17 protein-coding genes and 1 pseudogene are annotated in these 21,693 nt (G+C 73.0%); 10 read left to right on the top strand and 8 right to left on the bottom strand.

What is annotated here, in order from left to right; all coding sequences use genetic code 11:
• Positions 1-3: 3 nt before the first annotated feature.
• The 7 genes from ACFWM7_RS20005 to ACFWM7_RS19975 all read right to left on the bottom strand — a co-directional run bounded on the left by ACFWM7_RS20005 (position 4) and on the right by ACFWM7_RS19975 (position 8,000).
• Positions 4-870 (bottom strand): HpcH/HpaI aldolase/citrate lyase family protein, encoded by an 867-nt coding sequence (locus ACFWM7_RS20005; RefSeq protein WP_383262480.1) that lies wholly within the window; start codon positions 868-870, stop codon positions 4-6.
• Positions 867-2,066, bottom strand: a complete 1,200-nt coding sequence (locus tag ACFWM7_RS20000) for a CaiB/BaiF CoA transferase family protein (RefSeq protein WP_383262479.1) — start codon at positions 2,064-2,066, stop codon at positions 867-869. The genes ACFWM7_RS20005 and ACFWM7_RS20000 overlap by 4 nt, the downstream gene beginning before the upstream one ends.
• Positions 2,063-2,947: a ribokinase gene (gene rbsK, locus ACFWM7_RS19995; RefSeq protein ID WP_383262478.1), complete on the bottom strand. Its 885-nt coding sequence runs from the start codon at positions 2,945-2,947 to the stop codon at positions 2,063-2,065. The genes ACFWM7_RS20000 and rbsK overlap by 4 nt, the downstream gene beginning before the upstream one ends.
• A complete protein-coding gene (locus tag ACFWM7_RS19990; RefSeq protein ID WP_383262482.1) occupies positions 2,944-4,305 on the bottom strand; it encodes an ADP-ribosylglycohydrolase family protein in 1,362 nt (453 codons plus the stop codon). Before ACFWM7_RS19990 ends, rbsK begins: the two co-directional genes overlap by 4 nt.
• A gap of 128 nt (positions 4,306-4,433) precedes the next feature.
• The gene (locus tag ACFWM7_RS19985; protein ID WP_383262477.1) at positions 4,434-5,627 is read right to left on the bottom strand and encodes an ADP-ribosylglycohydrolase family protein; all 1,194 of its coding nucleotides are present in this window, start codon (positions 5,625-5,627) and stop codon (positions 4,434-4,436) included.
• Positions 5,554-6,843, bottom strand: coding sequence for an ADP-ribosylglycohydrolase family protein (locus ACFWM7_RS19980; RefSeq protein ID WP_383262474.1), 1,290 nt, complete (start codon positions 6,841-6,843; stop codon positions 5,554-5,556). The genes ACFWM7_RS19985 and ACFWM7_RS19980 overlap by 74 nt, the downstream gene beginning before the upstream one ends.
• A 59-nt stretch (positions 6,844-6,902) precedes the next feature.
• Complete coding sequence (locus ACFWM7_RS19975; RefSeq protein ID WP_383262472.1) at positions 6,903-8,000, bottom strand: ADP-ribosylglycohydrolase family protein; 1,098 nt, start codon at positions 7,998-8,000, stop codon at positions 6,903-6,905.
• Between the two features lie 249 nt (positions 8,001-8,249).
• Between ACFWM7_RS19975 and ACFWM7_RS19970 the strand changes: the two genes are divergently transcribed.
• The 6 genes from ACFWM7_RS19970 (at position 8,250) to ACFWM7_RS19945 (ending at position 17,573) form a co-directional block, all read left to right on the top strand.
• On the top strand, positions 8,250-8,981 hold the full coding sequence (locus ACFWM7_RS19970; RefSeq protein WP_383262470.1) for a VIT1/CCC1 transporter family protein: 732 nt from the start codon (positions 8,250-8,252) through the stop codon (positions 8,979-8,981).
• Positions 8,982-9,430: 449 nt separating this feature from the next.
• On the top strand, positions 9,431-13,990 hold the full coding sequence (gene gltB / locus ACFWM7_RS19965) for a glutamate synthase large subunit (protein WP_383262468.1): 4,560 nt from the start codon (positions 9,431-9,433) through the stop codon (positions 13,988-13,990).
• Positions 13,983-15,443: a glutamate synthase subunit beta gene (locus ACFWM7_RS19960; protein WP_383262467.1), complete on the top strand. Its 1,461-nt coding sequence runs from the start codon at positions 13,983-13,985 to the stop codon at positions 15,441-15,443. The genes gltB and ACFWM7_RS19960 overlap by 8 nt, the downstream gene beginning before the upstream one ends.
• A gap of 261 nt (positions 15,444-15,704) precedes the next feature.
• Positions 15,705-16,451, top strand: a complete 747-nt coding sequence (locus tag ACFWM7_RS19955) for a vWA domain-containing protein (RefSeq protein WP_383262466.1) — start codon at positions 15,705-15,707, stop codon at positions 16,449-16,451.
• The gene (locus tag ACFWM7_RS19950; RefSeq protein WP_383262465.1) at positions 16,448-17,017 is read left to right on the top strand and encodes a HutD family protein; all 570 of its coding nucleotides are present in this window, start codon (positions 16,448-16,450) and stop codon (positions 17,015-17,017) included. The genes ACFWM7_RS19955 and ACFWM7_RS19950 overlap by 4 nt, the downstream gene beginning before the upstream one ends.
• A gap of 55 nt (positions 17,018-17,072) precedes the next feature.
• Positions 17,073-17,573: a pyridoxamine 5'-phosphate oxidase family protein gene (locus ACFWM7_RS19945; RefSeq protein ID WP_383262464.1), complete on the top strand. Its 501-nt coding sequence runs from the start codon at positions 17,073-17,075 to the stop codon at positions 17,571-17,573.
• A 39-nt stretch (positions 17,574-17,612) separates the two neighbouring features.
• Here ACFWM7_RS19945 and ACFWM7_RS19940 read toward each other — a convergent pair.
• A pseudogene (locus ACFWM7_RS19940) lies at positions 17,613-18,459 on the bottom strand (acyl-CoA dehydrogenase family protein); the annotation flags it as partial.
• A 65-nt stretch (positions 18,460-18,524) separates the two neighbouring features.
• On the opposite strand from ACFWM7_RS19940, the gene ACFWM7_RS19935 reads away from it, so the two are divergent.
• The 4 genes from ACFWM7_RS19935 to ACFWM7_RS19920 all read left to right on the top strand — a co-directional run bounded on the left by ACFWM7_RS19935 (position 18,525) and on the right by ACFWM7_RS19920 (position 21,643).
• Positions 18,525-19,313, top strand: coding sequence for an SDR family oxidoreductase (locus ACFWM7_RS19935; RefSeq protein WP_383262463.1), 789 nt, complete (start codon positions 18,525-18,527; stop codon positions 19,311-19,313).
• A gap of 43 nt (positions 19,314-19,356) precedes the next feature.
• Complete coding sequence (locus tag ACFWM7_RS19930) at positions 19,357-19,968, top strand: TetR/AcrR family transcriptional regulator (protein ID WP_383262462.1); 612 nt, start codon at positions 19,357-19,359, stop codon at positions 19,966-19,968.
• Positions 19,969-20,002: 34 nt separating this feature from the next.
• A complete protein-coding gene (locus tag ACFWM7_RS19925; protein WP_383262461.1) occupies positions 20,003-21,163 on the top strand; it encodes an acetyl-CoA C-acetyltransferase in 1,161 nt (386 codons plus the stop codon).
• A gap of 276 nt (positions 21,164-21,439) precedes the next feature.
• A complete protein-coding gene (locus ACFWM7_RS19920; protein WP_003969786.1) occupies positions 21,440-21,643 on the top strand; it encodes a cold-shock protein in 204 nt (67 codons plus the stop codon).
• Positions 21,644-21,693: the final 50 nt, after the last annotated feature.

Raw genomic sequence — 21,693 nt, 5'->3', positions numbered from 1 at the left:
GTCTCAGGCCCGCCCGGCGAGCGCGATCGTGCGGCGGGCGGACGCCACCACCGCCGCGTCCACGAACCTCCCGTCCGGCAGCGCCAGCGCCCCCGCCTCCACCGCCGAGGCCGCGACGATCTGCTCGGCCGCCTCGATCTCCTCGGCGGTCGGCCGGTACGCCCGCTCGATCACCTCCAGCTGGCGCGGATGGATCGCCGCCCGGCCCAGCAGCCCGAGCGCCCGCCCCCGCCGGCACGAGGCCCACAGCCCGTCCAGGTCCCGGACGTCCGGGAACACCGACTGGACCGGCGGCGGAAGGGCGGCCGCCCGGGCCGCCACCACGACCCGGCTGCGCGGCCAGTCGAGCCCGGCGTCCTCCCGTACGCCCAGATCGGCCCGCAGGTCCGCCTCGCCCAGGGCGATGCCCCGTACGGCGTGGTGGGCCGAGGCGATCGAGTACGCGTGCTCGATCGCGAGCGCCGACTCCAGCAGCGGATACAGCGGTACGCCCGGGGCCACGGCCGCCACATGGTGCACCGAGACCGCATGGGTGATCTTCGGCAGCCGGAACGCGGCCAGACCCGGCAGTCCCGCCAGCGCCCGGATGTCGTCCTCGCCGTGCACCCGGACATGGACCGGCACCGCGTCCGGGGCGGCGGTCACCTGGTCGCCGAGAAGTTCGGCGGTGGCGGAGCGCGCGTACTCCTTGCGGTCCGGGGCGACGGCGTCCTCCAGGTCGACGATCACCACGTCCGCCCCCGAGCCCAGCGCCTTGGCCACCACCTCCGGCCGGTCCCCGGGCACGTACAGCCAGGTCAGCGGCGGCCGGCCGGGGGCGTCCCGCGGGTCCTCCGGCAGCGGCGGGACCGGCAGCGCACGGCCCGTCACAGCGCCCCCTGGTCCCGCAGCGCCGCGATCCGGGTCTCCGAGAGCCCGAGCCCGGCCAGGATCTCCTCGGTGTCCGCGCCGTGCGGGCGGCCCGCCCACCGGATCCCGCCGGGCGTCTCCGAGAGCCGGAAGAGGACGTTCTGCATCCGCAGCGGCCCCAGCTCCGGGTCGTCGACCTCGGCGATGGTGCCCAGCGCCCGGTACTGCGGATCCTCCATCACCTCCCGTACGTCATGGATCGGCGCGACGGCCGCCTCCGCCTTCTCGAAGCCGTTGAGCACCTCCTCGCGGCTGTGCCGGGAGATCCAGTGGCCGACCGCATCGTCCAGCTCCTCGGTGTGGTCGGCCCGGGTGGTCCCGGCCGCGAACCACGGCTCCTCGATCAGCTCCGGGCGGCCCACCAGGCGCATCACCCGCTCCGCGACGGACTGGGCGGAGGTGGAGACCGCGACCCAGTGGCCGTCGGCGGTGCGGTAGGTGTTGCGCGGGGCGTTGTTGCGGGAGCGGTTGCCGGTGCGCGGCTGGACGTAGCCGAGCTGGTCGTACCAGAGTGGCTGCGGGCCCAGCACGGTGAGGATCGGCTCGATGATCGCCAGGTCCACCACCTGCCCCTCGCCCGTCTTCTCCCGCCCGGCGAGCGCCGCCATCACCGCGTACGCCGTGGCCAGCGCCGCGATGGAGTCGGCGAGCCCGAACGGCGGCAGCGTCGGCGGCCCGTCCGGCTCCCCGGTGATCGCCGCGAACCCGCTCATCGCCTCGGCCAGCGTGCCGAACCCGGGGCGGTGCGCGTACGGCCCGAACTGGCCGAAGCCGGTGACCCGGGCCAGGACGAGACGCGGGTTCACCGCGTGCAGCTCCTCGGGGCCGAGCCCCCAGCGCTCCAGCGTCCCCGGCCGGAAGTTCTCGACGATCACATCGGTCTCGGCGGCCAGGCGCAGCAGCACGTCCCGGCCGCCGGGCGCGGACAAGTCCAGCGTCAGGGTGCGCTTGTTGCGGCCGAGCAGCTTCCACCACAGGCCGACCCCGTCCTTGGCGGGCCCGTGCCCGCGCGAAGGGTCCGGCTTGCGGGGGTGCTCGACCTTGATCACGTCGGCGCCGAAGTCCCCGAGCATGGTGGCCGCGAGCGGTCCGGCGAAGAGGGTGGCGAGGTCGATGACCTTCAGCCCGGCCAGGGGTCCTGCTGCGGTGGTGCTCATGAGGCCTCGATCTCGCTGCGGTACGGCATGGACGTGGACGCGCCGGGTTTCTGGACGCAGAGCGCGGCGGCCGAGGAGGCGAACGCCACGGCTGCGGCGACCGGCCGCCCCTCGCCGAGCGCCACGGCCAGTGCCCCGACGAAGGTGTCCCCGGCCCCGGTCGTGTCGACGGCGATCACCGAAGGGGCCTCGAAGAGCACCGGCTCGCCGCCCCGGGCCGCGTACAGGCAGCCCTTCGCACCGAGCGTGACGACGACCTCGGGCACCCGGCGCAGCAGGATCTGGGCGGCGGCGTGCGGATCGGCCTGCCCGGACAGCTCGGCGGCTTCGTGCTCGTTGGGGACCAACAGGTCGATGTGGTCGAGGAGTTCGTCGGGCAGGGGCTGCACGGGGGCGGGGGTGAGGATGGTCCGCACGCCCTGCGCCCGGGCCGCGCGGGCGCCCTCGACGACGGCGGACAGGGGGAGTTCGAGCTGCATGAGGAGGATCTCGGACGCGGCGATCGCCGCGATCTCACCGGGGCCGAGCGCGGTCACGACGCCGTTCGCCCCCGGGACCACCACGATCGCGTTCGAGCCGGTGTCGTCGACGACGATGTGCGCGGTGCCGCTGGGGCCCTCGGCGGTGTGCAGGAGGTCGGTGTCCACGCCGGCGTGTTCGAGGCCGTCGCGCAGCTGTGTCCCGTACGCGTCGTCGCCGACCGCGCCGATCATCGCCACCTCCCCGCCCGCGCGGGCGGCGGCGACGGCCTGGTTGGCGCCCTTGCCGCCGGGGATCGTCCGGAACTCCCGTCCGGTGACGGTCTCGCCGAGCCCCGGGGCGCGGGCCGTGTAGGCGACGAGGTCCATATTGGTGCTGCCGAGCACCGCGATGCGGGTCATGGGCGCAGAGCCTCCTGGTGGGTCAGTGCGGCGAGGGTGTCGAAGCCGACCTGGTCGAAGCCGGGTACGGAGGTGGCGAGCCGGTTCTTCAGCGGAGCCGTCCAGTGCGCGGGCAGGGCGTCCGGCCCGCCCGCCAGCAGCCCGGCGAGCGATCCGGCGGTGGCTCCGTTGGAGTCGGTGTCCCAGCCGCCGGAGACCGCGCAGCCGATCGACCGGGTGAAGTCGCCGTCGGCGTGGGTGAGGGCGGCGGCGAGCAGCGCGGCGTTGGGCAGGACGTGCACCCAGTGGTGGGTGTCCGCGTACGCGGCGTGCAGCCGGTCCACGACGGTGTCGAAGTCCCGTTCCGTACGGGCGGTTTCGATGCCGAGGCGGATCGCGCGGGCATACCGCGAGTGCGGCGGCACGACGCGCAGCCCGGCCGCCAGGGAGCCGTGCACATCGCTCTCGCCCCCGGCCGCCACGGCGAGCGCGGCGGCGGTGAACATCGCGCCGTAGACCCCGTTGCCGGTGTGGGTGAGGACCGCGTCGCGGTGGGCCTGGGCGGCGGCTCCGGCCGGGTCGCCGGGGTGCGTCCAGCCGTGCACGTCGGCCCGGATCTGCGCGCCGATCCACTCCCGGAACGGGTTGCGGCGGCGCGCGGTCTCCGGGGGCTCGACGCCGGCCAGGAGGTTGCCGTACGCGATGCGCTCGGCGGTGAAGGTGCGTCCGGCCGGGAGTTCGTCGAGCCAGAGCCGGGCCAGGTCGGCGGTGGTGAAAAAGCGCCCGTGCCGCTGGAGCAACAGCAGGGTGAGCAGCGGGTAGTTGAGGTCGTCGTCCTCCGGCATCCCGTCGATGTTCTCGGCGAGGGAGGTGGGGGCCGAGCGGCGGTTCCAGGGGTGGGCGGCGAGCAGGTCGGCGGGCACGCCGTGTTCGGTGAACCAGGTGGTGAGGGGCCAGTTGCCGGTGGCGCGGGCGAGCGCGCGGATGCCGGTCAGCGGCAGTTTCTCGACCGGCTTGCCGAGCAGACAGCCGGCCGCCCGGCCGAGCCAGGCGGCGTGCAGGCGGGTGCGGTCGACGGCGAGCACGGCCTCGGGCGGCCCCGGCCAGTGCGGGCAGGCGGCCACGATCGCGTCCAGGCCGGTCGGCTCATCGGCGGCCAACGGCGACTTCAACAGGGCCAGCTCGTCGAGGAGTTGCCCGGCGAGCGCCCGCAGCCTGGGCGGTGCGGGCGGTTCGGAGGCGCCCGCGCGGTCCGGAGCCGGCGAGCCCCCGGCCGCGTACCACCGCTCCGCGATCTCCCGCGCGTCCCGCCCGTCCTGCGCGGCCTGCCGCAGCTCGTGCCCGACCAGGTCCTCGGGCTGCACCCAGGTGAGGCGCAGGTGCGGGTCCTCAGGCCGGGCCCGGCGGGCACACGGGGCTTGGGGCTGCGCCCGGCCGGTGCGGGCGCCCGGGGCCTGCGGCGGGTGGAGGCGCGGGTCTTCCGGCAGCTCCCGCGCCGGGCGGACGCTCACCGCTCACCGGCCAGCGCGGTGAACGCCTCCTCGTGGGCCGCGCGCCGCTCCAGGTCCCGGGCGAAGACCTCCCGGGCCACCTGGGTCAGCACCCGGGCCGGGGCGTGCAGATCCAGTCGGCTCGCCTCCGCGACCGTGGTCGCCCAGTCGGCGGGCACCTCGCCGCCCAGCGCGCCCACGATCGCCCCGCTCATCGTGGCGATGGAGTCGCAGTCGCGGCCGTAGTTCACCGAACCCAGCACCGTACGCCGGTAGTCGCCGCCCCCGACCAGCAACATCCCCAGGGCGACGGGCAGTTCCTCGATGGCGTGCAGCCGGGAGGGGCGGCGGGCGCCGAGCGCGGGGGAGCGGTAGTCGGGGCCCACGGTGTCGAAGGGCTCCACCGCCGCCCGCAGCGGGGCGAGCGCGGACGCGAAGTCGTCGTGGTGTGCGGCCACTTCGCAGACCGCCTCGATCGCGGACCGGGTTCCGTCCTTCGCCAGGGCGAGCGCGGCGTCGACCACCGCGTCGGGAGTGGCCCCCGGGCGGCAGGCGGCGGCAACGGCGGCCGCGAAGACCCCGGCGGCCTCCCGCCCGTACGAGGACTGATGCGGTGCCGCGACCTCCAGCGCCTCGGCGTACGCGGCCTCCGGGCAGCCGGCGTTGACCAGGCCGACCGGGGCCATGTACATCGCCGCCCCGCAGTTGACGATGTTGCCCGCCCCGGCCTCGCGCGGGTCCACGTGCCCGTAGTGCAGCCGGGCCACGATCCACTTCTCCGCCAGGAAGATCCGCTGCAGGGGGAGCGCCTCGGCCTCCAGCTCCGGGATCCAGCGGGGCGACAGCAGATCCGGTACGAGATGGTCGGCGACGGCGTACGCGTCGAGGTGGTCGCGGACCTTCTCGTAGACGCGGATCAGCGCGTGGGTCATCAAGGTGTCGTCGGTGACGTGCCCGTCGCCCTTGTGGTACGGGGCGATCGGGCGCGCGGTACGCCAGTCCTCGCCGTACCAGGGGCCGACGATCCCGGTCACCCGGCCGCCGTGGCGCTCGGCGATCTGCTCGGGGGTCCAGCCCTCGACCGGGCCGCCGAGCGCGTCACCGACGGCGGCTCCTACGAGGGCCCGGGTGATGCGGTCATCGAGTCCGGGCGTGGTGGGGGAGGTCTGCGGCGTCGAGGCGGCGGGAGCTGTGGCCGTTGTGGGCGTCATGCCGGAATTGTCCACCCAGGAGGGCCGGTTCCGTGGCTGCCAGCAGCCCGGCGAGTTCGATCAGGTCCGTGCCCGCGAGCCGGGGCAGCGCGCAGCCCGCGAGGGTCCGGCAGGCCTCGCGCCAGCCCGCCGGTACGGCGGTGATCGAGCCGATCGCCCCGGTCAGCGCCCCGGCCAGGGCGGGCGCGGAGTCCGCGACCCGGGAGAGGCAGGCGGCGGCCGGGATCGCCTGGGCGATCTCGCCCCGGGCGGCGGTGGTCAGGGCGAGCGCGACGGGGACGGTCTCGGCCGCCGCGATCCCGTAGCTGTAGACGTGGTCGACGATCTGGTGCTCCAGGACCGGGACCAGGGCGAACGCCCCGGCCGGCTCGTCGGCGAACTCCCGGGCCAGGCGGACCGCGTGTACGGCGTTGCGGGCGATCTCGGTGCCCTCGGGGAGCCGGTCGAGGGCGGCGTTCACCACGGTGTCGACGTCCGCCCCGGCCAGCGCCACGGCGATCGCGGCGGCCACGGCCCGGGCGCCGTGCACGCCGTCGCCGTCCTGGGTGTAGCGGGCGTCGAACTCCGCGAGCGCCGCCGCCTCCACCGGATCGCCCGGGTGGACCACGGCGAGCACGGCCGCCCGGACGCAGGCGGCGTCGTCGAAGTAGTGCGGGTTGTCGTGCCCGGTGGCGGGCGGCCGGAGCCCGGCGGCCAGGTTGCCGAGCCCGGCCCGTACCGAGATGCGGGCCCGCAGCGGGAGGACGGCCGCCTCGACCTCGGGGGCCCGGGCGCTGGCGGCGGCGACGGTGGCGGCGAGCGCGTTCCAGGCCCGGTCGACCGCGTCCCGCATCCGGCGGCCGGGGGCCAGGCCCACCGCGTCGTCGGCCGCCGCCAGCACCGTACGGGCGGCGAACGCGGCCCACTCGGCGTCGTCGGACGGCCCGAGCCGCAGCGGCTCGGGCGGCTGGTTGAGGGCGATGGGCACGGGGAGCGTGGTGGTGGCGTTCTGCTCGGCGAAGGTGTCCAGCTCGCGGGTGAGCCGCCGCGTCCACTCGGGCATCCGGGCCGCCCGGTGCCGCGCGGCGGGCCACCCGGCGGCGTCCCCGGCGGCCAGCCCGAGCAGCAGCCCCTCGATCCGGGCGCGGCGGGAGGGGGCGGGGCCTCCGGTGGCGGCCGTGTCGTGTGCGGCCGTCGCCGCCGGGCCGCGTGCGGGGGTTTCGGCCGGGGTCGTCATGGCGGGTCCTCCCGCGGCCGTCGCCGCCCGGCCGCCCCCGGGCGCTCCGCCCGTCGCCGTCATCGGCCCTCCTCCCGTACGGGCTCGAAGGAGGCCGCCACCGACGCCATGTCCCGTACCGCCGAAGGCTCGCGACCGCCGCCCCGCTCCCGCCCGGCCGCCCCTGCCGGGACGGCCGCGTCCTCCGGGGTCAGCAGCTCCGCGATGTCCAGCACGTGGTAGCCGCGCATCGAGGGCAGGCAGCTGCCCCGGACCGGGCCGATCGCGCCCGCCCAGTCCGGCGGGATGGCGCTCTGGCCGTTCAGCGCTCCGGCCAGGGCCCCCGCCACCGCCGCCGTCGTATCCGCGTCGCGGCCCATGTTGACGGCCGTGAGCACCGCCGTACGGAAATCCCCGCGCGCCGCCGTGAACGCCCCGAACGCCAGGCCCACCGCCTCCGGCGCGAGGTCCGTCCACGGGTAGCCGGCGATCACCACCGCCGAGCGCACCGCCCGCTCCATCGTGAGCCGGTCGGGGTAGGGCCGCTGGGCCGCCGCCACCGCCCGGCGCAGCGAGCGGGCCGTCCAGGAGTCCATCGGGACCACCGAGAGCGCGGCCGCGATCACCGAGGCGAGGCCCGAGCCGACCATGGCCGCAGCGACCCCGGCCGCCACCGCCTGGCCCCCGTAGATCCCCTCGCCCTCGTGGCTGACCCGGCCGTCCACCGCCACCAGCCGGGCCGCCTCGGACGGGCGGCCCGCCGCGAACACCCCGAAGGGCGCCGCCCGCATCGCGAGCCCGTCGCTCCAGGCGTGCCGGTGCTGGGCCGAGATCGGTGCGGCCAGGCCCCGGCGCAGGTTCTCCAGGGTGCCGCGCTCACTGAACCCGGCCCCCCGGAACGGGCCCTCGTCCAGATCGGCGATCCAGTGGTGCCAGGCCCGCTCCACATGGGTGACGTCGAGCGCGGAGCCGTGCCGGGCCAGCAGCAGCCCGGAGAAGATCGCGTACTCCGTGTCGTCGGTGCCCGCCGGGTCGTCGCTCACGAACCCCTCGATCCGCCCCCAGCGGCGGCGGATCTCGGAGGGTCGCAGGTTCTCCGCCGGGGCGCCGAGCGCGTCCCCGACCGCCAGCCCCAGCAGCGCACCCCTGGCCCGGTCATTGCCGACGGCCGTGTTCATCGCGTCGCCCTTCCGCTCGTCCGGCGAGTCCGTTTCCGGGCCCTGTCCGCATCTGTGCCACGCGGAGGGCCGGGGGAGGCGGAAAAAGCCGGGAAAGGGGCCGGTCGGATGACGGCCGGGATAGCTGAGGCTGCCCTTCTTCGCAGGTCAGAGGGGTTGTAGGGCAGTCTTGCCTTCCTGGCGGCGGCTTCTCGGACGGCGTACATTGGACTTTGTCGAAAGTTGTACTCAACTGGGGAGAAGCTGGTCGTGGCCATCATCGAGACCGACGCCGTCCTGCACGAGGCGCACCGGGACAACCACACCCACCGGGATGTCAACGGCGGCTGGCTGCGCCCCGCCGTCTTCGGCGCGATGGACGGCCTGGTCTCCAACCTCGCCCTGATGACCGGCGTCGCCGGCGGCGCGGTCTCCCAGCAGACCATAGTGATCACCGGGCTCGCGGGTCTGGCCGCCGGGGCGTTCTCCATGGCGGCGGGCGAGTACACCTCCGTCGCCTCGCAGCGCGAGCTGGTCGAGGCCGAGCTCGATGTCGAGCGCCGCGAGCTGCGTAAGCACCCCAACGACGAGATGGCCGAGCTGGCCGCGCTCTACGAGTCCCGCGGCGTGGACGCCCCGCTGGCCCGCGAGGTCGCCCGGCAGCTGTCGCGCGACCCGGAGCAGGCGCTGGAGATCCACGCCCGCGAGGAGCTGGGCATCGACCCCGGCGACCTGCCCTCGCCGCTGGTGGCCGCGGTCTCGTCGTTCGGCGCGTTCGCGCTGGGCGCCCTGCTGCCCGTCCTGCCCTACCTCCTCGGCGCGAGCGCCCTCTGGCCCGCCGTGCTGCTCGCGCTCATCGGCCTCTTCGCCTGCGGCGCGGTCGTGGCCCGGGTGACGGCCCGCAGCTGGTGGTTCAGCGGACTGCGCCAGCTCGCCCTCGGTGGTGCGGCGGCCGCGATGACGTACGGACTCGGCACCCTGTTCGGCGTCGCCGTCGGGTGACGCCGGGGGCGGCCCGGTGAAACGGCGTAACCGGGCCGCCCGAACGGTGCAACGCTCCGGCAACCCGTGTGACGTACGTCTTGGCGCCGCCCACTGGGCGTGACGGGCTCCACAGTCGTAAAATGAGACGCTATGCAGCGCTACACATAAGTAGCCGTTACTCGGTGGTTTCGTTTCCCCGACCACCGGGCAAGAGCCGTAAGCACCGCAGGCAACGACGCCTGCTCTCTGCGACTCCCCGGGCGCCGATCGTTCCGACAGCGACCCACCTTCTGGTCAGCCGGTCACCTCTGGTCACCCAGTCACTTCCGGTCACCACGGTGTCCGCATGTTGGAACAAGTCTTCCGCTTCTTGAGAAGCGCCCCATCATGTAACCTGCACGAAATTTCGCAGAGGGCCAACGTCGTCCCTCGGCACCGCAAATGCCACGACGACGACGGGAGAGCCGATGCGTATCGACGCCTGGTCGCCCATGGACGGTCGCCCCGCCCAGCAGGGGATGTACGACCCCCGTAACGAGCACGACGCCTGTGGCGTCGGGTTCGTGGCCACTCTGACCGGTGTGGCCAGCCATGAGCTGGTCGAGCAGGCGCTGACCGTACTGCGCAACCTCGAACACCGCGGCGCCACCGGCTCCGAGCCCGACTCCGGCGACGGCGCCGGCATTCTCTGCCAGGTCCCGGACGCCTTCCTGCGCGCCGAGACCCCTTTTGAGCTTCCCGAGGCCGGCTCGTATGCCGTGGGCATCGCCTTCCTCCCCGCCGACGACTCCACCGAGGCCGTCCGCACGATCGAGAAGATCGCGACCCAGGAGGGCCTGAAGGTCCTCGGCTGGCGCGACGTCCCGGTCACCCCCGCACTTCTCGGCAACGGCGCCCGCGCCACCATGCCCACCTTCCGCCAGGTCTTCGTCGCCGACGGCGAGAGCGCCGGCATCGTCCTGGACCGCAAGGCGTTCGTCCTGCGCAAGCGTGCCGAGCGTGAGGCCGGGGTGTACTTCCCCTCGCTCTCCGCCCGCACCATCGTCTACAAGGGCATGCTCACCACCGGGCAGCTGGAGCCGTTCTTCCCGGACCTCTCCGACCGCCGCTTCGCCTCCACGGTCGCACTGGTCCACTCCCGCTTCTCCACCAACACCTTCCCGAGCTGGCCGCTGGCCCACCCGTACCGCTTCGTCGCGCACAACGGCGAGATCAACACGGTCAAGGGCAACCGCAACTGGATGAAGGCCCGCGAGTCCCAGCTCGCCTCCAGCCTCTTCGGCCAGGCGCAGCTCGACCGGATCTTCCCCGTCTGCACCCCGGACGCCTCCGACTCGGCCTCCTTCGACGAGGTCCTGGAGCTGCTCCACCTCGGCGGCCGCTCGCTGCCGCACGCCGTGCTGATGATGGTCCCCGAGGCGTGGGAGAACCACGACTCGATGGACCCGGCCCGGCGTGCGTTCTACCAGTACCACTCCGCGATGATGGAGCCCTGGGACGGCCCGGCCTGCGTCACCTTCACCGACGGCGTGCAGGTCGGCGCGGTCCTCGACCGCAACGGTCTGCGCCCCGGCCGCTACTGGGTCACCGACGACGGCCTCGTCGTCCTCTCCTCCGAGGTCGGCGTCCTCGACATCGACCCCGCGAAGGTCGTCCGCAAGGGCCGCCTCCAGCCCGGCCGGATGTTCCTCGTCGACACCGCCGAGCACCGCATCATCGAGGACGACGAGATCAAGGCGTCCCTCGCCGCCGAGCAGCCCTACCAGGAGTGGCTGGAGACCGGCGAGATCGAGCTGAGCGACCTGCCCGAGCGTGAGCACATCGTGCACACCCACGCCTCGGTCACCCGCCGCCAGCAGACCTTCGGCTACACCGAGGAAGAGCTGCGCGTCATCCTCGCGCCGATGGCCCGTACCGCAGGCGAACCGCTCGGCTCCATGGGCACCGACTCGCCGATCGCCGCGCTCTCCGAGCGCCCCCGGCTGCTCTTCGACTACTTCACCCAGCTCTTCGCCCAGGTCACCAACCCGCCGCTGGACGCCATCCGCGAGGAGCTCGTCACCTCGCTGCGCTCCTCGCTCGGCCCCCAGGGCAACATCCTGGAGCCGACCGCCGCCGCGGCCCGCAGCGTCACGCTGCCCTTCCCGGTGATCGACAACGACGAGCTCGCCAAGCTGATACACATCAACGCCGACGGCGACATGCCGGGCATGAAGGCCGCCACGCTGGCCGGTCTCTACCGGGTGAGCGGCGGCGGCGACGCGCTCGCCGCCCGTCTTGAGGAGATCTGTACCGAGGTCGACGCCGCCATCGAGGACGGCGCGCGCCTCATCGTCCTCTCCGACCGGCACTCCGACGCCGAGCACGCCCCGATCCCCTCGCTGCTGCTCACCTCCGCCGTCCACCACCACCTCATCCGCACCAAGCAGCGCACCCAGGTGGGCCTGCTGGTCGAGGCCGGGGACGTCCGCGAGGTCCACCACGTCGCGCTGCTCATCGGCTACGGCGCCGCCGCGGTCAACCCGTACCTCGCCATGGAGTCCGTCGAGGACCTGGTCCGCGCCGGCACCTTCATCGAGAACATCGAGGCCGAGCAGGCCATCCGGAACCTGATCTACGCCCTCGGCAAGGGTGTCCTGAAGGTCATGTCCAAGATGGGCATCTCCACCGTCGCCTCCTACCGCGGCGCCCAGGTCTTCGAGGCCGTCGGCCTGGACGAGGCCTTCGTCTCGACGTACTTCAACGGCACCGCCACCAAGATCGGCGGCGCCGGCCTGGACGTCGTCGCCAAGGAGGTCGCCGCCCGGCACACCAAGGCGTACCCCGCCTCCGGCATCGCGGCATCCCACCGCGCGCTGGAGATCGGCGGCGAGTACCAGTGGCGGCGCGAGGGCGAACCGCACCTGTTCGACCCGGAGACGGTCTTCCGCCTCCAGCACGCCACCCGCAACCGGCGCTACGACATCTTCAAGCAGTACACGGACCGGGTGAACGAGCAGTCCGAGCGCCTCATGACGCTCCGCGGCCTCTTCGGCTTCGAATCCGGCCGCGAGCCGATCTCCATCGACGAGGTCGAGCCCGCGTCCGAGATCGTCAAGCGGTTCTCCACCGGCGCCATGTCGTACGGCTCGATCTCCCGCGAGGCGCACGAGACGCTCGCCATCGCGATGAACCAGCTCGGCGGCAAGTCCAACACCGGCGAGGGCGGCGAGGACCCGGACCGCCTGTACGACCCGGAGCGCCGCTCCTCCATCAAGCAGGTCGCCTCCGGCCGCTTCGGTGTGACCAGCGAATACCTGGTCAACGCGGACGACATCCAGATCAAGATGGCCCAGGGGGCCAAGCCCGGCGAGGGCGGCCAGCTGCCCGGCCACAAGGTCTACCCGTGGGTCGCCAAGACGCGTCACTCGACGCCCGGCGTCGGCCTCATCTCGCCGCCGCCGCACCACGACATCTACTCCATCGAAGACCTCGCCCAGCTGATCCACGACCTGAAGAACGCGAACCCGCAGGCGCGGATCCACGTGAAGCTGGTCTCCGAGGTCGGCGTCGGCACGGTCGCCGCCGGTGTGTCCAAGGCGCACGCGGACGTCGTCCTGATCTCCGGCCACGACGGCGGAACGGGCGCCTCCCCGCTCACCTCGCTCAAGCACGCGGGCGGCCCCTGGGAGCTCGGTCTTGCCGAGACCCAGCAGACCCTGCTGCTCAACGGCCTGCGCGACCGCATCGTCGTGCAGACGGACGGCCAGCTCAAGACCGGCCGCGACGTCGTCATCGCCGCGCTGCTGGGCGCCGAGGAGTTCGGTTTCGCGACCGCGCCGCTCGTCGTCTCCGGCTGCGTCATGATGCGCGTCTGCCACCTGGACACCTGCCCGGTCGGCATCGCCACCCAGAACCCGGTGCTCCGCGACCGGTTCTCCGGCAAGGCCGAGTACATCGTCAACTTCTTCGAGTTCATCGCCGAAGAGGTCCGCGAGATCCTCGCCGAGCTGGGCTTCCGCTCCATCGAGGAGGCCGTCGGCCACGCCGAGCTCCTCGACACCGACCGGGCCGTCACCCACTGGAAGGCGCAGGGCCTGGACCTGGCTCCGCTCTTCCACGTGCCCGAGCTGCCCGAGGGCGCGGTCCGCCACCGGATCATCGAGCAGGACCACGGTCTGACGAAGGCGCTCGACAACCAGCTCATCAAGCTGGCCGCCGACGCGCTGGGCGCGATAAGCCCCGAGGCCGCCCGGCCGGTCCGCGCCCAGGTCGCGATCCGCAACATCAACCGGACCGTCGGCACGATGCTCGGCCACGAGGTGACCAAGAAGTTCGGCGGTGCGGGCCTGCCCGAGGACACCATCGACATCACCTTCACCGGCTCGGCCGGCCAGTCCTTCGGCGCGTTCGTGCCGCGCGGCATCACCCTGCGCCTGGAGGGCGACGCCAACGACTACGTCGGCAAGGGCCTCTCCGGCGGCCGCGTGATCGTCCGCCCGGACCGGGGCGCCGACCACCTCGCCGAGTTCTCCACCATCGCCGGCAACACCATCGGCTACGGAGCGACCGGCGGCGAGATCTTCCTGCGCGGCCGCACCGGCGAACGCTTCTGCGTCCGCAACTCCGGCGCGCTCGTCGTCTCCGAAGGCGTCGGCGACCACGGCTGCGAGTACATGACCGGCGGCCAGGCCGTCGTTCTCGGCGAGACCGGCCGCAACTTCGCCGCCGGCATGTCGGGCGGCGTCGCGTACGTCATCGACCTGAACCGCGACAACGTCAACGTCGGCAACCTCGGCGCGGTCGAGGAGCTGGACGACACCGACAGGCAGTGGCTGCACGACGTTGTGCGCCGCCACCAGGAGGAGACCGGCTCCACCGTCGCCGAGAAGCTCCTCGCCGAGTGGGACACCGCCGTGACCCGCTTCAGCAAGATCATCCCGTCCACGTACAAGGCAGTGCTCGCCGCCAAGGACGCCGCTGAGCTCGCCGGTCTCTCCGAGCAGGAGACCACCGAGAAGATGATGGAGGCGGCGACCCATGGCTGACCCCAAGGGCTTCCTGACCACCGGACGCGAGGTCGCCCAGACCCGCCCCGTGGCCGAGCGCGTCAAGGACTGGAACGAGGTCTACGTTCCGGGCTCGCTGCTCCCGATCATCAGCAAGCAGGCCGGCCGCTGCATGGACTGCGGCATCCCGTTCTGCCACAACGGCTGTCCGCTCGGAAACCTCATCCCCGAGTGGAACGACTACGCCTACCGCGAGGACTGGACCGCCGCCTCCGAGCGGCTGCACGCCACGAACAACTTCCCGGAGTTCACCGGGCGGCTGTGCCCGGCCCCCTGCGAGTCGGCGTGCGTGCTCGGCATCAACCAGCCGGCCGTCACCATCAAGAACGTCGAGGTCTCCATCATCGACAAGGCGTGGGAGAGCGGCGACGTCACCCCGCAGCCGCCCGAGCGCCTCTCCGGCAAGACCGTCGCGGTCATCGGCTCGGGCCCGGCGGGACTCGCCGCCGCCCAGCAGCTGACCCGGGCCGGCCACACCGTCGTCGTCTACGAGCGCGCGGACCGCATCGGTGGCCTCCTCCGGTACGGCATCCCCGAGTTCAAGATGGAGAAGTCGCACATCAACCGCCGCATCGAGCAGATGCGCCTGGAAGGCACCAAGTTCCGTACGGGGGTGGAGATCGGCCAGGACATCGACGCCGCCAAGCTCCGCCGCCGCTACGACGCGGTCGTCATCGCGGCCGGCGCCACCGTCTCCCGCGACCTGCCCGTCCCCGGCCGTGAGCTGGGCGGCATCCACTTCGCGATGGAGTACCTGCCGCTCGCCAACAAGGTGCAGGAGGGTGACCTGACGGTCGCCCCGATCCACGCTGGCGGCAAGGACGTCGTCGTCATCGGCGGCGGCGACACCGGCGCCGACTGCGTCGGCACCGCCCACCGCCAGGGCGCGGCCTCCGTCACCCAGCTGGAGATCATGCCGAAGCCGGGCGAGGAGCGGAACCCGGGCCAGCCCTGGCCGACCTTCCCGATGCTCTACAAGGTCACCTCCGCGCACGAGGAGGGCGGCGAGCGGGTCTACTCCGTCTCCACCACCCACTTCGAGGGCGACGAGGACGGACACGTGGCCGCCCTCCACCTGGTCGAGGTCGAGTTCAAGGACGGTAAGCTGGAGCAGAAGCCCGGCACGGAGCGGCGCATCCCCGCTCAGCTCGTCACCCTCGCCATGGGCTTCACCGGAACCGACCAGTCCAACGGTCTGGTCCAGCAGTTCGGCCTGGAGCTCGACCAGCGCGGCAACGTCGCCCGCGACGAGAGCTACGCGACCAACGTCGACGGCGTCTTCGTCGCCGGCGACGCGGGACGCGGTCAGTCGCTGATCGTCTGGGCGATCGCCGAGGGCCGCTCCGCCGCCCGCGGAGTGGACCGCTTCCTGACCGGGACCAGCGCCCTGCACGCGCCGATCCGCCCGACGGACCGGTCCCTGCTGGTCTGAGCACCACCCGGGTTCCCCCTGGGCCACGAGGCCCGGGGGCACCCCCTTGATACGTCCCGTACAACGGCGTACGGAACTGAACGCGGCGCCTGCCTGTCCCCGACCGGACTCAGCGGGCGCCGTGGCGCGTCCGGGGCCGTTTTCCCCGGGGGCGGCGGCCACGCCGGCGGACGGGCGGGGGAGGGCCGCGTGCCCGGGGGCCCGGCCGTGGCCTACGCTCGAACTCCGCAGAACGCGGAACGCAGAGCGGGGGGAGCCGTCATGCACGGCGTGAACACGGTGGGCGCAGGCCCGGCCATCAGTCTGACCAAGGTGCAGGAGTCGGCTCCGGCCCTGGTCAGCCTCTACAAGAGCGCCGGGGTCTCGCTGGAGAAGCACGGCCTGGGCGGTCACCGCGCGGCCGTCTACCTCGTCATCGACTACTCCGGCTCGATGAAGCCCTACTACAAGGACGGCAGCGTCCAGGCGCTGGCCGACCGGGTGCTGGGCCTCTCGTCCCACCTCGACGACGACGGCACGGTCCCCGTCGTCTTCTTCTCCACCGACGTCGACGCGGTCACCGACATCGCCCTCGACAACCACCACGGCCGGATCGAGAAGATCGCGGGGGGCCTCGGGCACATGGGGAAGACCAGCTACCACCTGGCGATGGACGCCGTCATCGACCACTACCTCGACAGCGGCTCCACCGCGCCCGCCCTGGTCGTCTTCCAGACGGACGGCGGGCCGATCAACAAGCTCGCCGCCGAGCGCTACCTCTGCAAGGCCGCGAAGCTGCCCCTGTTCTGGCAGTTCGTCGGTTTCGGCAACACCCGCAGCAGCCAGTTCGACTTCCTGCGCAAGCTCGACGAGCTGGCCGTCCCCGCCAAGCGGCCCGTCGACAACGCCGGGTACTTCCACGCGGGCCTCGACCCCCGGCAGGTCCCGGACTCCGAGCTGTACGACCGGCTCGTCGCCGAATTCCCGCTCTGGCTGGCCGCCGCCCGGGAGCAGGGGATCGTCCGGTGACGGTACGGATCCTGCGCGCCGCCGACCGCACGCCCGTCCCCTGGAAGAACGGCGGCGGGACCGTGCGGGAGATCGCGGCGGACCCCGAGGGCGCGGGGACGGACGCCTTCGACTGGCGGGTGAGCCTCGCGGACGTCACCGCCGACGGCCCCTTCTCCGCCTTCCCGGGCGTGGACCGCATCCTCACCGTGGTCGAGGGCGCGGGCATGGACCTCGTCGTCGGCGGCGAGCACCACATCGTCGACGAGCCGCTGTGGCCGCACGGCTTCCCCGGCGACCTGCCCACCGAGGGCTTCCTGCTGGCCGGACCCGTCGTCAACCTCAACGTCATGCACCGCAGGGCCCGTACGCGGGCGGAGACCGCCGTCGTCTGCGGCACGGTCCGCCTGCTCCCGCCGGAGGGCGGCGCGGTGCTGGCCGTCTCCCTGGACGACGGCGCGGAGCTGGCGGGCGGCGCGGATGCCGTGCGGCTGGACCGCTACGACGCGGTGCTGGCGGCGGGGGAGTCGCCGGGGGTGCTGCGGACGATGGGCCAGGCGGTGCTGATCACCTTCTCGGACGTGTGAGTGTCCGAGAACACCTGGGGATATCGGACAGAAGGTGTCGGGTATCCGGTGTTCGATGGCGCCCATGATGTCTTCCTCACCCGTTTCACCCGTTTCCTGGGGCGGCTTCGCCGCCGCCGAGCCCGAGTTCGCCGACACCGTCCGCAGCCGCTTCCGGCTCTACAAGCACCACGTCCTGGCCACCCTGCGGAAGGACGGTTCGCCCCGGGTCACCGGCCTGGAGGCCGACTTCCGCTTCGGTGAGCTGCTGCTCGGCATGATGCCGGACTCCCGCAAAGCCCTGGACCTGCGGCGCGACCCGCGCTTCGCGTTCCACGCCAACCCCGGCCCCGACGCCGAGATGAACGACGGCGACGTCCGCGTCAGCGGCCGGGCCGTGGAGATCACCGACCCGGAGGTGATCGCCCGCTTCATCGAGGAGGCCATCCCGCCGGAGCCCTTCCACCTCTTCCGCGCGGAGCTGACCGAGGTGGTCCGCATTGGTCTTGACGGCGACTTCCTGGTCGTCCAGTCCTGGCGGCCGGGGCAGCCGCTGCGGACCGTACGCCGGAAGTGACGCCCCCGGCCGGGCGGGGCGTCCTCGGTCCGAGGGCGTTCACCCCGCCAGCACCCGGGCCCGGCAGACGGACGGCGTCCCGCAGCGGCCGGGCCCGGCGCAGCCACCACGCGAGGTCCAGTTCCTCGGTGTAGCCGATCGCGCCGTGTGCCTGGAGCGCGGTGCGGGCCGCCGCGTACCCCGCCTCGCCCGCCGCCACCTTCGCCGCCGCGACCGCCGGCCCGGGACCGCCCCCGGGCCGTTCCCGCCCCCGCACTGGGCCGCCCTCCGGCCGTCTCCAGTCCAGCAGTGGCCCCAGCCCCAGCCCCAGCCCCAGCCCCGGCCCCGGTCGGCCCTCCAGCCGTTCCCGCCCCCGTGCCCGGCGGCTCTCCGGCCTCAGGGGGTGCCTCGGCCAACTCCACCGCCGCCCCGAACAGCAGCGGGCGCGCGAACTCCAGGCCGAGCAGGGTGTCCGCGAGGCGGTGCTTGACCGCCTGGAAGGAGCCGACGGGCACCCCGAACTGGGTGCGCTGCTTCACGTACGCCACCGTCACCCGCAGCAGCTCCTCCCCGCAGCCCAGCGCCAGGGCCGCCGTGGCGAAGGTGGCCGTGTCGCCGTGGCGAAGGTGGCCGTGTCGCCCGCCGCCCGTGCCGCCGCCCGTATCGCCGGGCCCTTGGCGACCGGGACGCCGCCCGGCTCCGGGCGGAACAGCCGGCGCGCCGGGTCCGCCGACGCCGACAGCTCCCCGGGCCCCGGTGCGAGCCGCAGTTCGTCGCCCGTCACCGTGAACACCGCGTCCGCAGTGTCCGCGTCCAGGGCGTACGGCCCGTACCCCTCCAGGGCCAGCGACACCACCGCCGTACCCGACGCGATCCTCGGCAGCCACTCCTCGGCCCCCCCTAACAAGTGTTTGGTAGGTTAACGTACGACCCCTACGCCGTCGAGAAGCCGAGAAGCCGGGGGAACGGGCCATGAGCGCGAGCGCACCGCCGTACCTGCCGGGCCACGGGCTGCTGGCCGGCCGCGCCGCCGTCGTCACCGCCGCCGCCGGAGCCGGGATCGGCGCAGCGACCGCCCGCCGCTTCCTGGAGGAGGGGGCGCGTGTCCTCATCGGCGACGCCCACGCCCGCCGGCTGAAGGAGAGCGCCCACGCCCTCGCCGAGGAGTTCGGACCCGACCGCGTCACCCACCTGACCTGCGACGTCACCGACGAGGAGCAGGTGGCGGCCCTCTTCGCCCACGCCGAACGCGTCCACGGCGGCCTGGACGTCGTCTTCAACAACGCGGGCCTCGGCGGCACCGCCGAACTCACCGAGATGACCGACGACCAGTGGACGAAGATCCTCGACGTCACCCTGAACGGCACCTTCCGCTGCACCCGCGCCGCCCTGCGCTCCCTCAAGGCCGCCGGGCGAGGCGGAGTGATCGTCAACAACGCCTCCGTCGTCGGCTGGCGCGCCCAGCGCGGCCAGGCCCACTACGCCGCCGCCAAGGCCGGCGTCATGGCCCTCACCCGCTGCGCCGCCGTCGAGGCCGCCGACTACGGCGTACGCGTCAACGCCGTCGCCCCCAGCCTCGCCATGCACCCCCACCTCGCCAAGGTCACCTCCGCCGAACTGCTGGCCGAACTCACCGAGAAGGAGGCCTTCGGCCGGTACGCCGAACCCTGGGAGGTCGCCAACGTCATCGTCTTCCTCGCCAGCGGCTACTCCTCGTACATGACCGGCGAGGTCGTCCCCGTCAGCAGCCAGCACGCGTGACCGCCATGCGGGAACACACAGGCCGCGGGCGGACAATGGCCGAGTGCCTACCAAGAAGAAGCCCCAGGTGACCCCCACGCCCGAGCGACGCCGTGAACTGCTCGCCACCGCCGCCGAGGTCTTCGCCGCCCAGGGATACAACGCCACCACCGTGCGCCGCATCGCGGACGAGGCCGGGATGCTCGCGGGCAGCCTCTACTACCACTTCGATTCCAAGGAATCGATGGTCGACGAGATCCTCTCCACCTTCCTCGACGAGCTCTGGCAGGGCTACGACGAGGTCCTGGCCGCCGGGCTCGGCCCGCGCGAGACCATCGAGGCCCTGGTCACCGAGTCCTTCCGGGAGATCGACCGGCACCGCCCCGCCGTCGCGATCTACCAGAAGGAGTCCAAGCACCTCGCCACCCAGCCCCGCTTCGGCTACCTCGCCGACTCGCAGACCAAGTTCGAGAAGGCCTGGCTCGGCACCCTGGAACGCGGCGTCGCCGAAGGCGTCTTCCGCGACGACCTCGACATCCGCCTCACCTACCGCTTCGTCCGCGACACCGTCTGGGTCGCCGCCTCCTGGTACCGGCCCGGCGGACACCACAGCCCCGAGGAGATCGCCCGCCAGTACCTCTCGATGGTGCTGGACGGCATCGCCCTGCGCAGGTAGCCGTACGCCACCCTTGACCCGAGGAGCAGCAGCCATGACCGAGGCCTACATCGTCGAAGCGGTGCGCACCCCTGTCGGGCGGCGCCAGGGCGGCCTCGGGGCCGTCCACCCCGCCGACCTCGGCGCGCACGTGCTGCGGGAGCTGGTCGCCCGCTCCGGCGTCGACCCGGCGGCCGTCGAGGACGTCGTCTTCGGCTGCCTGGACACGGTCGGACCGCAGGCCGGCGACATCGCCCGTACGTCGTGGCTCGCCGCCGGACTGCCCGAGGAGGTCCCCGGCGTCACCATCGACCGGCAGTGCGGCTCCTCCCAGCAGGCCCTCCACTTCGCGGCCCAGGGCGTCCTCTCCGGCACCCAGGACCTCGTCGTCGCGGGCGGCACCCAGAACATGACCCAGATCCCCATCGCCTTCGCCTCCCGCCAGGCCGCCGAACCCCTCGGCCTCACCCAGGGGCCGTACGCGGGCAGCGAGGGCTGGCGGGCCCGCTACGGCGACGCCCCCGTCAACCAGTTCCACGGCGCCCAGCTCATCGCCGAGAAGTGGGGCATCAGCCGCCAGGACATGGAGGAGTTCGCCCTCACCTCCCACCGGCGGGCCGTCCGCGCCGCCGACGAGGGCCGCTTCGACCGCGAGACCGTCGCGTACGGGGACGACGTCACCGCCGACGAGGGGCCGCGCCGCGACACCACCCTGGAGAAAATGGCCGGACTGCGCCCCGTCGTCGAGGGCGGCACCATCACCGCCGCCTGCTCCTCCCAGGTCTCCGACGGGGCCGCCGCCCTGCTCATCGCCTCGGAACGGGCCGTCGCCGAACACGGCCTCACCCCCCGGGCCCGCATCCACCACCTGTCCGTACGGGGCGAGGACCCCATCCGGATGCTCTCGGCCCCGATTCCGGCCACCGCGTACGCCCTGAAGAAGACCGGCCTCACCATCGATGCCATCGACCTCGTCGAGATCAACGAGGCGTTCGCCCCGGTCGTCCTCGCCTGGCTGAAAGAGACCGGTGCGGACCCCGAGCGGGTCAACGTCAACGGCGGGGCCATCGCCCTGGGTCACCCGCTCGGGGCAACCGGCGCCCGGCTGATGACGACCCTGCTGCACGAACTCGAACGCACCGGCGGCCGCTACGGGCTCCAGACGATGTGCGAGGGCGGCGGACAGGCCAACGTCACCATCGTCGAGCGGCTCTGAGGCACCTGCCGTCCGCCTGCCGTCCCTCTCCCGTACGCCCTCTGGTCAGCCATGTTTCTTCTGCGGCGGCGCGGCGTGATCCACCGCCGGAGGAGAGGACGTGCTAGGGTGTTTCCCGTTGCAGTTTTGGTACCCATGAACTTTATGTGCGCCTGACGGGAATGCTTCCTCAGGCGCTTTATTGTTTTCCGGCTTTCTCCGGATGGGGCTCAATGCGGCGACTTGGAATCCGTAAAGTGCGGATTTCCGGCACTGCACCTCTTTTAGGAGAATGACATGGCTACTGGAACCGTGAAGTGGTTCAACTCGGAAAAGGGCTTCGGCTTCATCGAGCAGGACGGCGGCGGCGCCGACGTCTTCGCCCACTACTCCAACATCGCCACCTCGGGCTTCCGTGAGCTCCAGGAGGGCCAGAAGGTCTCCTTCGACGTCACGCAGGGCCAGAAGGGCCCGCAGGCGGAGAACATCGTCCCGGCCTAATTGCCGGACGCGTACCTCGCTGACCGGGGCCCGCACCGTGAAGGTGCGGG

The organism is Streptomyces sp. NPDC058375, assembly GCF_042723425.1.
Classification (GTDB): domain Bacteria; phylum Actinomycetota; class Actinomycetes; order Streptomycetales; family Streptomycetaceae; genus Streptomyces; species Streptomyces durocortorensis.
This window is presented reverse-complemented; position numbering and strand designations above follow the sequence as displayed.

Coding starts and splice junctions, on each gene's coding strand:
- ACFWM7_RS19980 (WP_383262474.1), bottom strand. CDS start 6,843: ATGACGACCCCGGCCGAAACCCCCGCACGCGGCCCGGCGGCGACGGCC.
- ACFWM7_RS19925 (WP_383262461.1), top strand. CDS start 20,003: ATGACCGAGGCCTACATCGTCGAAGCGGTGCGCACCCCTGTCGGGCGG.
- ACFWM7_RS19975 (WP_383262472.1), bottom strand. CDS start 8,000: ATGAACACGGCCGTCGGCAATGACCGGGCCAGGGGTGCGCTGCTGGGG.
- ACFWM7_RS19935 (WP_383262463.1), top strand. CDS start 18,525: ATGAGCGCGAGCGCACCGCCGTACCTGCCGGGCCACGGGCTGCTGGCC.
- gltB (WP_383262468.1), top strand. CDS start 9,431: ATGCGTATCGACGCCTGGTCGCCCATGGACGGTCGCCCCGCCCAGCAG.
- ACFWM7_RS19945 (WP_383262464.1), top strand. CDS start 17,073: ATGGCGCCCATGATGTCTTCCTCACCCGTTTCACCCGTTTCCTGGGGC.
- ACFWM7_RS19985 (WP_383262477.1), bottom strand. CDS start 5,627: ATGACGCCCACAACGGCCACAGCTCCCGCCGCCTCGACGCCGCAGACC.
- ACFWM7_RS20000 (WP_383262479.1), bottom strand. CDS start 2,066: ATGAGCACCACCGCAGCAGGACCCCTGGCCGGGCTGAAGGTCATCGAC.
- ACFWM7_RS19960 (WP_383262467.1), top strand. CDS start 13,983: ATGGCTGACCCCAAGGGCTTCCTGACCACCGGACGCGAGGTCGCCCAG.
- ACFWM7_RS19920 (WP_003969786.1), top strand. CDS start 21,440: ATGGCTACTGGAACCGTGAAGTGGTTCAACTCGGAAAAGGGCTTCGGC.
- rbsK (WP_383262478.1), bottom strand. CDS start 2,947: ATGACCCGCATCGCGGTGCTCGGCAGCACCAATATGGACCTCGTCGCC.
- ACFWM7_RS19955 (WP_383262466.1), top strand. CDS start 15,705: ATGCACGGCGTGAACACGGTGGGCGCAGGCCCGGCCATCAGTCTGACC.